We start from the raw sequence: 13,120 nt of genomic DNA, 5'->3' as shown, positions 1-13,120 counted from the left end.
CATCCCTGCTGTTCACGCGCACCGCAACCGACGCGGACGCTCGACGACAAGGGTAGCCGGTGGAACAGGGCGGGACGGCCGCCGGATCACACCGCGGTGACGGACCGACTCCGTTCCACCACCTCACCGATCCACGGCAGCACGGCGTCGCGCACCGACACCGCCTGCGGCAGCAGACCGTTGGCGTGCAGCAGGTCGGCCGCGCGCTGCTGCTCGTCGAGGAACTCCTCGGTCACGGCACCGATCCCGAACGGCCGGCCGCGCAGCGCCTCCTCCCAGCGGTCGAGATCGGCGGTGCCGCCGTTCCTTTCGGCGTCCTCGACGAAGAAGCGGGCGGCTTCCCGGGGGTTCGCCACGATCCAGGCGTCCGATTCCTGCAGGGCCGCGACGATCGCCTCGAGCTCGGGTCGGTGGTTCTCGGCGAAATCGCGGCGGACGAACCACAGCGAGGGGTGACTGAACAGGCCGTCGGTGTCGACGAGGGTGCGCACCTTCGCGACCGCCTCCACCTCGGCCAGCCCCGGATAGGCGCCGACCCAGGCGTCGATCTCCCCGGCCCGCAGCGCCGCACCGCCGCGGTCGACGTCGACGTCGACCGGGACGATGTCCGACCAGGTCAGCCCCTCCCGGTCCAACGCGAGCAGCGCGAGGGTGGTCTGCCACGACCCGTGCGCGACGCCGACCCGCTTGCCGCGCAGATCGGCGACGGTGCGGATCCCCGACTCGGCGAGGGTGACCAACCGGCCGTTCTCGACACGCGGACCCGAGATGCCCACGTACACCAGGTCCCGGCCCTGACCGAGCGCCGTGATCGGCGGGGTGAAGCCGGTGCCGATGACGTCGTAGCCGCCGTCCTCGAACAGCCAGTCCGAGTGCAGCGTCGGCAACCCGTGCCGGGGATCGACGCGCGGCGTCGGCGGCAGGTCGCGCAGGTCGACCCATTCGACGTTCGGGAGGCGGAGTTCGAGCAGGCCGTTGTGGCGCAGCGCGAACAGCGAGTTGTTGTTCGGGAAGTATCCGATGCGAATCGTCATGGGAATGCTCCTGACTGCCCGGCTCAGACGAGTCCGCGGCGGCGGGCCTCGTCGAGCAGGCCGCTGCGGCCCCACTGGGCGACGAGGTTGGTCTTGTCGAAGTCGACGGTGCCGCCGACGAGTTCGCCGAGCGCCTGGTACTGCGCGCCCTCCTCGAGCAGCACCACGAACTTGGCGAGTTCGAGCAGGCCGGCGCGGCCGATGACGTTGACGCCGCCGTTGGCCTCGAAGATCGCCACCAGATCGGGGTCGTCGACCAGGCGGTCGAGGATGAAGTCGCCGGGCGCCTGGCTGCGGTCGATGTGCGGCGGGATGTCACGCGAGAGCGTCAGGCGCTGCGAGGCCGCGTACTTGATGCGCAGCGTGCGGTGGGTCTGCGCCCAGCCGCCCAGCCACGGGGTGTGGACGTGCACGATCGACGTGATCTCCGGGTGCTCGCGGAACACCTTGGCGTAGCCGGTGACGAACCCGGCCGGCCCGTCACCGGCCAGGACGTCACCGTCGAACGTCGCGAGGATCGGCTTGGCGCCGCGGTCCTCGGCCCACGGACCGGGCTCGTTGAGCGCGACCGCGAGTTCCTCGCCGGGCACGCGCTCGACGAAGTTGACGGTGCCGTTGGCCGAGACGGTGCCGGTCTCGCGGAACACCCGGAAGGCGGTGTCGGCGGCCCGGCGGGCGTCGTCGACGAACGCCTCGACGGCCGGGGTGATGCGAAGCTCGGTGCTGGTCATGGGGATTCTCCTATCGGACGGAAAGACTGCGGACCGGGGTGGGCGTGGTGCGGCGCAGCAGCGGCAGCACCTCCTCGCCCACGCGGTAGGCCTCTTCGAGGTGGGGATTTCCGGCGAGGATGAACGCGTCCACGCCGAGATCGATCAGCTGGTCGAGACGCTCGGCGACCTGCTCGTAGCTGCCGACGAGACCGAACGCGGGCCCGCCGCGGATGAGACTGAAGCCGCACCACACGTTGGGCTGGACCTCGAGGTCGCGGTAGCCGGTGATGTTCTCCGGCACCCAGCCGGCGATGCGGGCGGCGCCCACCGAATCGCCCTGGGCGGCACGGTTGGCGGCGTCACGATCGACGAACGCCCACCCCTTCTCGATCTCCGCCCACGCCGCCTCCTCGGTGTGCCGGGCGACGACGTCGATGCGGACCGCGAACTTCGGGGTGCGGCCCAGCTTCGCCGAATGCTCCCGGACACCGTCGAACTTGGCCCGCAGGTCCGCGAACGGCTCGAGCCACGACAGGTAGTAGTCGGCGTGCGCTCCCGCCGCGGCGACGGCCGCGCCGGACGATCCGGAGAAGAACACCTCCGGGAACGGCTGACCGGCCAGCAGCGGGGGCAACCCGGCTCCGTCGGTGCGGAAGAAGCGGCCGTCGTAGTCGAACGGTGCCCCGTCCCACACCCCGCGCAGCACGTCGAGGAACTCGGTGGTGCGGGCGTAGCGGTCGTCGTGCGCGACCTTGTCGCCCCACCACAGCTGCGGCGCTCCCCCGCCGCCGCTGATGATGTTGTAGACCAGTCGGCCGCCGGTCGCGCGCTGCAGGCTGGCCGACATCCGCGCGGCCTGCACGGGATGCAGGAAGCCGGGCTGGAAGGCCACCATGAACCGGTAGGTGTCGCTCTCGCGGGCCAGCGCCGACGCGGCCGCCCACGGGTCCTCGGTGATCGGGAACGACGGCAGCAGGCCGCCGACGAATCCGGCCGACTCGGAGGCCTTGACCACGGCGGCCATGTGGTCGATGTAGCTGTAGCCGTCGAGTTCACCGCCGCGGATCGCCGGGGCGATGTTGCCGGGGCCGTGACCGCCGGCGTGCCCGCGGTTGTAGCGGCGCGGGGTGCGCAACGAGGCGTGGTCGCCCTCCATGCCGATGCGCCAGTAGAAGTCGGTGCTCATGCGGGGATCTCCTGTCCAGCGAGCGTGCGGCCGGCGGGGTCGACGAGGTGCAGCAGATGCTCACCGGCACGGTGCAACTCCTCGAGGTGCGGATGTCCGGTGAGCACGAACACCTCGACGCCCTGCTCCCGGTAGCGTGACAATGCCTGCGCCACTTGCTCGTAACTGCCGACGAGCCCGATCTGCTGTCGGTAGCCGATGCGATCGAACCCCGCCCAGCGGGAGCCGTCCAGCGCGCGTGCCCGGACATCGGCCGCGGTGGCGCCCGGATGGACCTCGCGCCACTGCCGCAGCACCCGCGCCCACGCCTCGTCCGCGTCCTCGCGGGCGACGATCGGCACCTCGAGCCCGATGCGGACGGTACGGCCGAATCCGGCGGCGGCGCTATGGAGTTCGGCGACCGTTGCGGCGACGCCGTGCGGCTGCTCGTCGAGCAGGTGGACGTCGGCGTGCTCGGCCGACAACGCGATCGCCTCGGGCGACGTCCCCGACAGGTACACGGTCGGAGCCGGCAGACCGGACAGGATGCCGCGGAACCCGCCGTCGATCACGTCGTAGAACTCGCCCGCGAACTCGAACCCGGTGCCGCCGAAACGCCCCGGCAGTACCTGCTCCTCGTTCCACACGCCGCGCGCGACGGCGAGGAACTCGCGGGCCCGCCGGTACCGGTCGGCCCCGGTGACCCGGTCGCCGCGTGCACGCGCGTCGTCGGGGTCGACGTCCACCCGCACCCGCCAGTCGAGGCGACCGGCGGACAGCCGCTGCAGCGTCGCCGACAGCTTCGCCGCGTACACCGGGGTGCCGAACGCCGGATGGAACTCGACGGTGACGCGGGCGTGCCGGGTCTGGCGCAGCGCGGACCCGCCCACCACCCACGAGTCGTCGCCCTCGGGGTCGTACGGCACCACGACGCCGTCGAGCCCGGACAGTTCGGCGGCGAGGATCGCCTGGTCGAGGAAGTCGAAGCCGCCGCGCCGCTCGGAGACCGCGGCGACGTGCCGGCCGTCGCCGCGCACCGGCAACTCCCACAGGAACTCGGTCACGATGCCACCTTCCGATCCGACGCGAGCAGTTCACGTGCCTGCGCCAGCGGCTCCGGCGCCACCCACGACGCGAGGTCGAAGTCGGCGGCCAGGAACCCGTGCGTGTAGAGGAACTGCTTCTGGATGTCGAGCAGTTCGAGTCGTTCCGCGGACAGCGTCGGGTGCAGGCCGCGGTGGAACGTGTCGCCGTACGCGGCCTCGACTCCCGCTGCGCCCGAGTATGTCTCGCGGGCCAGGACGTCGCGGACCTCGTCGAGGTTGTCGGCGGCCCAGTCCGCGGCCCGCAGCGTCTGTGCGAGGAACGCGGCGACCAGGTCGGGGCGGGACTCGAGCAGGTCGGCGTGCACCGTGATCGGGCGCGGGGTGCCGTTGTTGACCCGCAGCCGCTTCGACGCGGTGGCGTCCAGGTCGACGGCGACCTGCAGGCCGTGCTCGCGGGCCACCTCCTGCGCCCGTGCACCCTTGACGTAGATCGCGTCGACGTCGCCGCGCAGCAGCGCCTCGACGCCCCACGTGGTGGTGCGGGATCGGGACGCGCTGCGCACCTGGGGGTTCGGTTCGGCGGGCACCTCGACGGCCACGACGTCCGCGAACGTGAGCCCACCGAGGCGCAGCGCCGAGGCGAAGCCGTGCAACGCCATCGCGCGCGGGAAGCTGCGGGCCCGGTCGTCCGCCCAGGCGGGAATGCCGATCCGCAGCCCGGCCAGTTCGGCGGGTGAGTCGATGGCCGTGGCCGGCCCGACGAGGATCGCCTGCGATTCGTCGATCCACGTCAGTCCGACGAGGCGTGTCGGCGCACCCTCGGCGCGCGCCGCGAGCGCGGGCACGTTGCCGCCCTCCCGGATCAGGCCGGACAGTCCGTGATCGAAGTGGCGCCCGGCCAGTTCGGCGTCGGCGTCCTGCAGGATCCCGAACCGCAGTCCGGCGGCGTCGGCGGTCTCGGACAGCCAACCCAGCGAATTCGCGAGGCCGCTCGCGGTCGGCACGGGGCACCGCGTGTACCAGAGGGTGTCGAGGGGTGAGGTGGTGGTCACGGGGTGCTCCCTTCGGGGTGGTGGGTGGCGTCTCTGCCGACGCCGAGTTCGGCGAGGAAGGCCGCGCGGTAGCGCAGCGCCTCGGGGTCGTTGCGGTCGCGGGGACGCGCGAGGTCGATGTCGACGTCGACCACGAACGACCCCTCGTTGAGGATCAGGACGCGGTCGGCGAGGCGGACGGCCTCGTCGACGTCGTGGGTGACGAGCAGGACGGCGGGCCGGTGCCGGGCGACCAGATCGCCGACCAGGTCCTGCATCTGCAGGCGCGTCAGTGCGTCCAGCGCGGCGAACGGTTCGTCGAGCAGCAGCAGTTCCGGTTCGCGGACCAACGCCCGGGCCAGCGCGACACGTTGGGCCTCACCGCCAGACAGGGTCGCCGGCCAGTCCCGCTGCTTGCCGGCCAGGCCGACCTCGTCGAGCGCCTTGGCCCCCGCCGCCCGCACGGCTGCGGTCCGACGCTGTCCGACGACGACGTTGCCGAGGACCCGTTTGGACGGGATCAGCCGCGGCTCCTGGTAGACGACGGTGCGCTGGTGCGGCACGCGGATCTCGCCGCCGTCCGGGCGTTCGAGTCCGGTGAGCAGTCGCAGCAGCGTGGTCTTGCCGGTGCCGCTGGGCCCGAGCAGGACGACGAACTCGCCGCGGTGGATCGCGAGGTCGACGCCGCCGAGGATCGTCCTGTCGCCGAAACTCTTCCGGACGGCCTGCAGTCGCACCGCGACGGGTTCCCCGGCGCGACGGGCGGCCGCGGTGGTGGCCGTCCGCTCCCGCTGGGCGAGCGGCGGCAACGGCGCCTGAGCGGCACTCATCGGACCACCGCCAACCGTCGCCACGGCATCGCGAACCGCTCGATGACCCGCACGATCGCGTCGAAGACGAGACCGAGCACGGCGTACAGCACCACGCACAGCACCATGTAGTCGGTCCGGTTGTATTCCTGCGCCAGCGTGACCAGGTAACCGATACCCTCGCGGGTGCCGACCTGCTCGGCGGCGATGAGTCCGGTGATGCTGAGCGACAAGCAGATTCGCAGCCCCATCAGGATGCCGGGCAGCGCGGCCGGCAGGATCGCCTCGGCGACCAGACGCCAGCCGGTGAGCCCGAACCCGCGGGCCGCCTCGACCATCTTGCGGTCGACGTTGCGGACCCCGAGATACGTGTAGGCGTACATCGGGGCGACGGTCGCGACGGCGATGAGGACGACCTTGAACGTCTCGTCGATCCCGAACCACGCGATGAACAGCGGCACCAGCGCGAGGAACGGCACGGCCCGGTTGATCTGCATCGTCGAGTCGATCAGCTCCTCGCCGAGCGTCGACAGCCCCGACAGCACCCCGAGCACCAGGCCGATCAGGGTGCCGAACAGCACGCCGAGCGCGGCCCGCTGCAGCGACGCGAGCGAGAAGTCGACCAGCTGGCCGGTCGAGTACAGCTCGGCGAACGCGTCCCACACCTTGGTGGGCGAGGCCAGCACGGCCTCGGAGATCAGTCCGGTGGCCGAGCCGATCCACCATCCGGCGAGCAGGGCGGCGGGCACCAGGAGGCGCAGCGGCAGCGACAACCACGCGGGGCGAGTGCGCTGTCGCCGGTACGCCGGCTCCTCCAGGTCCAGCTGCACTGCCGGGCCGCTGCGACGCGTGTCGCGCAGAGTGGCGGTCACGGTCACGCCCCCGGCTTCGCGGCGACCGCACCCTGCAGATCGAACGTCAGGTCGGCTGCGGTGAGCTGCCGCTGGATGACACCGTTGCGGTAGAAGAGGTCGGCGACGGACTGCAGGTCCGCTTCGTCCGCGGCGGTCGGGTACCGGAAGTCGGTGACCTGCCCGCCGAGCGCGACGGCGTCGTCGAGGCGCTGACCGCTCAGCGCGCGCGGCCCGGCCTGCTCGAAGACGTTCTCGAACGCGGCCGGATTCTCCCGCTGGCGGCGGGTGAGATCCTTGGTGACCTCGAGGAACTTCTGCACCACCTCCGGATGCTCCTGCAGGACCACGGTCCGGCCGGCGATGATCGTGTTGTCGACCGACTTGATGTCACCCTCGGTCACGATCTCCCTGGCGCCCTTGGTCTTCGCCTCCTGATACGGCGCCAGGAACGACGCCCAGGCGTCCACCTGACCGGTGGAGAACGCCGATGCCGCGTCGGTCTGCTGCAGCGGAACCCGCTCGACCGAGTCGATCGGGATGTTCGCCTCGGTGAGCGCCTTGAGCACGATGTACTCACCCTTGGCGGCGGGGTTGACCGCGACCCGCTTGCCCTTCAGGTCCTCGAGCGACGAGATGCCCGACCCCGCGGTGGCGATGATGCCGCTCTGATCCTTGTTGTACGGATCCGAGGTCGCGAAGATCTGCACACCGACGTCCTTGGACAGTGCGCCGACCACCGGACTGTAGGCACCGGTCTGGATGTCCAGCTCACCGGTGTTGAACAGCTTGAGATTGGAGCTGAATCCCGGTGTGGTCTTGACCCATTCGATCTTCGCGCCCAGCGGCGCGAGCGCGCGATCGTAGTCGCCGTCCCGCTTGCCCACCGCGATGGCACCCGCGTTGCCCGGGTCGAAGACCTTGAGCGTGAACGTCGCACCGCCGGCCGCATCCGTCTCCGAATCGGCGGAGGAGCCGCCGCACGCGACTGCCAACCCGGCGACGGGAACGAGCGCGAGCGCGAGAACAGCTCGGGGCAGTCGGCGGAGACGGGACATCGGAGACTCCTTGCAGGAATGGGATACGACCAGAAACGAATGCGCCGCACCGACATCGATCGAGTCGGAGGGTCGCAGGGTGACGGGAAGCAACATTAGGACCGGACGGTCGAGAATCCACCCGTTGCCGTTTTCGTGAACACAACGCTTGACACACCAGGTGTTTCGTGTCGGCGGAAAGGTTCACATCACAAGTGGTCGGGTTTAGACTCGGCTACTAGTGGCAACCCGATCCCGCGAAGGCTCGGCGCAAATCCACCGCCGAACCGACCCGCGACTTCCGGACGATGGGCGTTCGATGGAACAGACAGGGCACACCTCACACAACGGCCACAGACCTGGCGGCCGAATGTCGTTCGCCGATGGCGCGGTGCGGACCGTCTCCGGGATCGCAGAGGTGACCACGTCGTCGATCGGGGCGCTCGGCGGGGCCGCCGTCGGCAGCGTCGTGGGCGGCGTCCGGGGAGCCGTCAGCGGAGTCGCCGACGGGACCCGTCGCGGCATCGAGCGGGGAAGCCACTCGACACCGGCCGCTCTGCTCACGATGGCCGCCGCCGGGGCCGTCGGGCTGGTCGAATGGCCGGTGGTCCTCACCGTCGGGGGCGCCGCGCTCGTGTTGAGGCAACTCCACGAGCGCGGCGCGCAACCCGGCCGTCAGCAACCGGCGATGAGCACCGGGGCACGCAGCAGCACCGACGGGAGCGCGAGCAAGGACAGTACCGGCACGGCCGCGAGGAAGACGGCCGCGAGCACGAGCACCGCCAAGCGCACCCCCGCGAAGAAGTCCACGGCGAAGAAGAGCAGCGCCAAGAAGAGCACGGCCAGGAAGAGCACCACAACCCGTCCACGGGGGCGTGCCACTCGGTGAGGATCGCGGGGGTCGGGGCAATCGTCACGCGGGCGCGCAGCCTGCCGGGACGGTCCGCGCATGCCGCGCTCACCACCGTCACCGTCGGCGCCGCCACCACCGCGGGCGTGCTGACGGGACTGCTCGCGCCGTCGGGCCGGCAGGCCCGCACGATCCAGGACGCCACAACGCCTGAACTGCCGCGGGACTGGGACGACTCCGTACTGTCCGCCCGCATCACCGCACTCGCGGCGCACTCGCTCGGTTTCGGACTCGCCACGACCGGTCGGCTGCTGCGGCTACCACGACTCCCGCTGGCGGTGGCTGCACCGGTGACCCTCGTCGACTACCAGCCGGCGCTGCGCCGCCTGCTCGAATCGAGCATCGGGCGCGCCCGCACCGACCTCGTCCTCTCCACCTTGACCGCGGTCAGCTTCACGCTCGTGCAGGCTCCGCCGCCGCTCGCCGTCGAGGCGTTGTTGCGCTACTCGGTCGTGGGCGAGGTGCTCGCCAACCGGCGCGCGTGGCAGCGCAGCCCCCTCGGACCCGCCGGCGACGACTCGCCACGGCCCGCCGACCGGGGCCCGGTCGATCGCCACCTCGAACGCGCGGCGTGGGCCCAGTTCGGCGGGGCGGCCGCCGTCGGCCTCGCCACCGGCAGCGTCCGCGCTGCCGGCACCGCGGCACTGGTCGCCGCGCCCAAGGCGGCCCGCACCGCCCGCGAATCGTTCGCGAGCACGTTGGGCCGCGGCCTCGCGGACCGACACGACGTGCTGTGCCGCGGCCCCGACGTCCTGCGTCGCCTCGACGGTGTGACCGCGCTCGTCGTCGACCCGCGCGCACTCCTGACGACGGATCTGCGGGTGAGCCGGATCCAGGGCGTGCCCGACGACCGCCGCGCCGCGGTGTGGGAGGCGGCACGCACGGCGGTCGACGCCGGTGCCCTCGACGTGGGGTGGCACGCCCTGGCCCGGTTCACGGACACCGACGGCGCCCCCGGCGCGGCGGTGCTGATCTCCCCGGTCCGAGACGCCCTCGCCGGGGCCCTGCTGGAGCAGGCACGACAGGCCGGTGTCACGGTCCACTCGATCGACGACGAGGCCCTGGGGACGTTGCGTTCGGCGTTCGACGACCTCGGAAAACACAGTGACACACTCGATTCCGACCTGACCTCGACCATCCGGAACCTGCAGGAGGCGGGCGGCGCGGTCGCGGTACTCGCGACGGGCTGCCCGGAGGCGGTCGCCGCGGCCGACGTGAGCATGTGCCTTCCGCCACGCGCGTCGCGTTCGGCACCGCCGGACTGCGATCTCGTCGTGCCGGACCTGGCTGCGGCGTGGCGGATCGTCCGGGCACTGCCCGCCGCCCGTACCGCGAGCCGACGCGGCATCGAAATCGCTTCCGGCGCATCACTGCTGGGCGCCCTCCTGATGATTCCGGGCACACACGGACGCGGCCCGGGGCCGGTCAGCGCGGGCGCGGGCGCCGCCCTGTGGACCGGGCACACACTGGCCCGGCACGTGCTCCGGGCCGATCCCCCGCGCCCGAACCCGCAGCACGACTGGCATGCGATGTCGGTGGACCGTGTCCGGCGCATGCTCGGCACTCCGCACACGCGCACGCCCGGCACCGGCCCCGGACGGATCGGCACCACCGTCGACTGGGCGCGACGTCCGGTCACGGGTCTGTGGGACTTCGGCAGGTCGCTGCGCACCGAACTGTCCGACCCGCTCACCCCGATCCTGGCGACCGGATCTGCGGCCAGCGCGGTGCTCGGCTCCCCGGTCGACGCGATCCTGGTCGGCACGGTGCTGGTCGGCAACGCCGCACTGTCCGCCGCGCAGCGGATGCATGCCGAGCGTCTCCTCACCCGTCTACTCGCCGTCGAGGACGCGCCGGCCCGACGGGTCGGCACCGGGGCCGACGGCGGGTACGAGTCGATCGATGCGCGACTCCTCCAGCCGGGCGACGTGATCGAGGTCCGGGCCGGCGAGGTGGCGCCGGCCGACGGTCGGCTGGTCGAGACCGACGGCGTCGAGGTGGACGAGTCCTCGCTGACCGGCGAGTCGATGCCGGTCGACAAGCAGACCGACGCCACGCCCGGTGTCCCGCTCGCGGAGCGCAGTTGCATGCTCTTCGCGGGGACGACGGTGCTGACCGGGACCGCCACCGCCCTGGTCACCGCGGTCGGCGACGACACGGAGACCGGACGGGCGGCGGCACTCTCGCCGGCCCCGGTCCGGAAGGTCGGCCTGCAGGCGCAGCTCCGCGGCCTCACGGACCGGGTGCTGCCGGTGAGCATCGGTGGCGGCGCACTGGTCACCCTCACGTCGATGCTCCGCGGTGGCGGCCTACGGTCGGCGGTCACCAGTGGTGTCGCCGTGGCCGTCGCCGCCGTGCCCGAGGGACTCCCGCTCGTCGCGACGCTGGCCCAGCAGGCGGCCGCCCGGCGCCTGACGCACGCGTCGGTGCTCGTGCGCACCCCGCGGTCCGTCGAGGCGCTCGGCCGTGTGGATGTCGCCTGCTTCGACAAGACGGGCACGCTCAGCGAGGACCGGTTGCGGGTGACCCAGGTGCATCCGATCGGCATGCACGACCGCGATCGGGTGCTCCGTTCCGCCGCCCGGACGTCCGTGACGCCGGAGGGCCGGGCCGCCGCCCACGCGACGGACCGGGCCGTGGTCGAGGCCGCGGACGAACCGGACGGAGCGCTCGCATCGGATGTCCTGCTGCCGTTCCGTGCGGGACGACCGTACGCCGCGGCACTGCAGGGGACCGAACTGGTCGTGAAGGGCGCTCCCGAGGTGGTCCTGGCGGCCTGTTCCGGGGCCGGGCCGACCTCGCTCGAATCGATCGTCGCCGACGTGCAGTCGATGGCCGAGAACGGCCTGCGCGTGATCGCGGTCGCCCGCCGCACCGTCACCGGGCCTGAAGCCGAGCGGGCCGCGTCGGATCCGGACGCCGTCGAGTCCCTGTGCGGCCGTGGCCTGGAGCCGATCGGGCTGCTCGGCCTGTCGGACACCGCCCGCCCCGAGGCGGCGGGGCTGCTACCGGAACTCGAGGACCGCGGCATCTCGGTGCGGTTGATCACCGGCGACCACCCGGTCACCGCGGCCGCCGTCGCGCGGGAACTCGGGCTCGACGTGGACGCCGGTGACGTGATGAGCGGCAGCGAGTGGGAGTCGCTGTCGCACCGGCACCAGCAGACCGCGGTCCGCGAGCGGCGCGTGTTCGCGCGCATGTCGCCGGAGCAGAAGGTCCAGATCGTGCAGACCCTGGAGCGCGCCGGGCGCGTGTGCGCGATGGTGGGCGACGGCGCCAACGATGCCGCCGCCATCCGGGCGGCGAGCATCGGTATCGGTGTCACCTCGCACGGCAGTCATCCGGCGCGCAGCGCGGCCGACATCCTGCTGATCGGAGGCCACGTCGATTCGATCCTCGACGCGGTCGACGAGGGCCGGCAGTTGTGGCAGCGGGTGCAGTCCGCGGTGGCCGTGCTGCTGGGCGGGAACGCCGGGGAGGTGGCGTTCGCCCTGATCGGCAGCGCGATCGGCGGGCGGGCGCCGCTCAACGCCCGGCAGTTGCTGCTGGTGAATCTGTTCACCGATGCCCTGCCCGCGGCGGCACTCGCGGTGAGTCCCCCCAACCGGAACCACGCCTACGACGGGCGCGGACCGGACCGCGCGGCGCTGTGGCGGACCGTCGCCGTCCGCGGCGCGACCACCGCGATCGGGGCGAGTGCCGCCTGGGGCATGGCGACGGTCACCGGGCGCCCCCGGCGGGCGTCGACGGTGGGCCTGGTCGCGTTGGTCGGCGCCCAGTTGGGGCAGACGCTCATCGACTCCCGCAGCCCGCTCGTGGTGGCGACGGCGGCCGGTTCCATGGCGGCGCTGGCCGGGGTGATCAGTGTTCCCGGGCTGAGCCAGTTCCTGGGGTGCACGCCGCTCGGCCCCCTCGCCTGGGCCCAGGCCCTGGGGTCGGCGGCGGGCGCGACGGCCGTCGCGGCCATCGCACCGCGGGTTCTCACCAGGTGGCCGACCCGCGGTGCGCCGGGCGATCAGTCGACGACCAGCACCCCCGCGCGCAGCAGCACCGCGTACGTGTGGCGCAACGGCGGGGTGAGCACGGAGGTCACCACGCCGGTCAACGGGTCCGGACCCGACGGACGGACGGACGACACGAACGCGGAGATCATCGGTAACGAAAAGATCACGGTGCCCACGATGACGGCCGTAGGTGTACATCAGGTGAACGACGAGGATGGGCAGGGCGAACGATGACCGAAGCAATCCTGGATCGCCAGAACTCCCCGCAATCGCACAGTGCCGCCTTGGACCGGATCACGCAGGGCTCACGCTTCGCGATCCGCCTGCCGATCGTGGGCGACGTCGGCGTCCCCAGTCCCGAACACGTGGCCTACTACGCCGCCCTCGGCCTGCTCGCGGTGTTCGAGGTGATCGAGTGGCCCGTCGCCGTCGCGATCGCCGTCGGGCACGCGCTCGCCGAGGACCAGCACCACCGCGCGCTGCACGAGGTCGGCGAGGCGCTCGAGAGCGTGTGATCCGT

The 13,120-nt window shown here is 72.1% G+C and carries 11 protein-coding genes; 3 read left to right on the top strand and 8 right to left on the bottom strand.

Annotated elements, in window-relative coordinates:
- Positions 1 to 86: 86 nt before the first annotated feature.
- The 8 genes from EGT67_RS17370 to EGT67_RS17335 are packed head-to-tail and all read right to left on the bottom strand — an operon-like array spanning position 87 to position 7,707.
- Complete coding sequence (locus tag EGT67_RS17370) at positions 87 to 1,034, bottom strand: ABC transporter substrate-binding protein (RefSeq protein ID WP_127917339.1); 948 nt, start codon at positions 1,032 to 1,034, stop codon at positions 87 to 89.
- 23 nt (positions 1,035 to 1,057) lie between these two features.
- Positions 1,058 to 1,765, bottom strand: coding sequence for a class II aldolase/adducin family protein (locus tag EGT67_RS17365; RefSeq protein WP_127917338.1), 708 nt, complete (start codon positions 1,763 to 1,765; stop codon positions 1,058 to 1,060).
- A 10-nt stretch (positions 1,766 to 1,775) separates the two neighbouring features.
- Positions 1,776 to 2,933, bottom strand: a complete 1,158-nt coding sequence (locus EGT67_RS17360; protein ID WP_127917337.1) for an LLM class flavin-dependent oxidoreductase — start codon at positions 2,931 to 2,933, stop codon at positions 1,776 to 1,778.
- Positions 2,930 to 3,976, bottom strand: a complete 1,047-nt coding sequence (locus EGT67_RS17355; protein WP_127917336.1) for an LLM class flavin-dependent oxidoreductase — start codon at positions 3,974 to 3,976, stop codon at positions 2,930 to 2,932. Before EGT67_RS17355 ends, EGT67_RS17360 begins: the two co-directional genes overlap by 4 nt.
- Complete coding sequence (locus EGT67_RS17350) at positions 3,973 to 5,010, bottom strand: ABC transporter substrate-binding protein (RefSeq protein ID WP_127917335.1); 1,038 nt, start codon at positions 5,008 to 5,010, stop codon at positions 3,973 to 3,975. The genes EGT67_RS17355 and EGT67_RS17350 overlap by 4 nt, the downstream gene beginning before the upstream one ends.
- Complete coding sequence (locus EGT67_RS17345; RefSeq protein ID WP_127917334.1) at positions 5,007 to 5,819, bottom strand: ABC transporter ATP-binding protein; 813 nt, start codon at positions 5,817 to 5,819, stop codon at positions 5,007 to 5,009. Before EGT67_RS17345 ends, EGT67_RS17350 begins: the two co-directional genes overlap by 4 nt.
- Positions 5,816 to 6,670: an ABC transporter permease gene (locus tag EGT67_RS17340; protein ID WP_127917333.1), complete on the bottom strand. Its 855-nt coding sequence runs from the start codon at positions 6,668 to 6,670 to the stop codon at positions 5,816 to 5,818. Before EGT67_RS17340 ends, EGT67_RS17345 begins: the two co-directional genes overlap by 4 nt.
- Before the next feature lie 2 nt (positions 6,671 to 6,672).
- Entirely contained in the window at positions 6,673 to 7,707 is a 1,035-nt protein-coding gene (locus EGT67_RS17335) for an NrtA/SsuA/CpmA family ABC transporter substrate-binding protein (RefSeq protein WP_127917332.1), read from the bottom strand.
- 349 nt (positions 7,708 to 8,056) lie between these two features.
- On the opposite strand from EGT67_RS17335, the gene EGT67_RS17330 reads away from it, so the two are divergent.
- From EGT67_RS17330 to EGT67_RS17320, 3 genes are read left to right on the top strand one after another with little or no spacing between them, the layout of a single operon-like run.
- The gene (locus tag EGT67_RS17330) at positions 8,057 to 8,575 is read left to right on the top strand and encodes a hypothetical protein (protein WP_127917331.1); all 519 of its coding nucleotides are present in this window, start codon (positions 8,057 to 8,059) and stop codon (positions 8,573 to 8,575) included.
- Positions 8,572 to 12,834 (top strand): cation-translocating P-type ATPase, encoded by a 4,263-nt coding sequence (locus EGT67_RS17325; RefSeq protein WP_127917330.1) that lies wholly within the window; start codon positions 8,572 to 8,574, stop codon positions 12,832 to 12,834. The genes EGT67_RS17330 and EGT67_RS17325 overlap by 4 nt, the downstream gene beginning before the upstream one ends.
- The gene (locus EGT67_RS17320) at positions 12,831 to 13,115 is read left to right on the top strand and encodes a hypothetical protein (protein ID WP_127917329.1); all 285 of its coding nucleotides are present in this window, start codon (positions 12,831 to 12,833) and stop codon (positions 13,113 to 13,115) included. Before EGT67_RS17325 ends, EGT67_RS17320 begins: the two co-directional genes overlap by 4 nt.
- Positions 13,116 to 13,120 lie beyond the last annotated feature (5 nt).

Source organism: Prescottella agglutinans (assembly GCF_004011865.1).
GTDB lineage: Bacteria > Actinomycetota > Actinomycetes > Mycobacteriales > Mycobacteriaceae > Prescottella > Prescottella agglutinans.
This window is presented reverse-complemented; position numbering and strand designations above follow the sequence as displayed.

Coding starts and splice junctions, on each gene's coding strand:
- EGT67_RS17370 (WP_127917339.1), bottom strand. CDS start 1,034: ATGACGATTCGCATCGGATACTTCCCGAACAACAACTCGCTGTTCGCG.
- EGT67_RS17365 (WP_127917338.1), bottom strand. CDS start 1,765: ATGACCAGCACCGAGCTTCGCATCACCCCGGCCGTCGAGGCGTTCGTC.
- EGT67_RS17360 (WP_127917337.1), bottom strand. CDS start 2,933: ATGAGCACCGACTTCTACTGGCGCATCGGCATGGAGGGCGACCACGCC.
- EGT67_RS17345 (WP_127917334.1), bottom strand. CDS start 5,819: ATGAGTGCCGCTCAGGCGCCGTTGCCGCCGCTCGCCCAGCGGGAGCGG.
- EGT67_RS17335 (WP_127917332.1), bottom strand. CDS start 7,707: ATGTCCCGTCTCCGCCGACTGCCCCGAGCTGTTCTCGCGCTCGCGCTC.
- EGT67_RS17330 (WP_127917331.1), top strand. CDS start 8,057: ATGTCGTTCGCCGATGGCGCGGTGCGGACCGTCTCCGGGATCGCAGAG.
- EGT67_RS17320 (WP_127917329.1), top strand. CDS start 12,831: ATGACCGAAGCAATCCTGGATCGCCAGAACTCCCCGCAATCGCACAGT.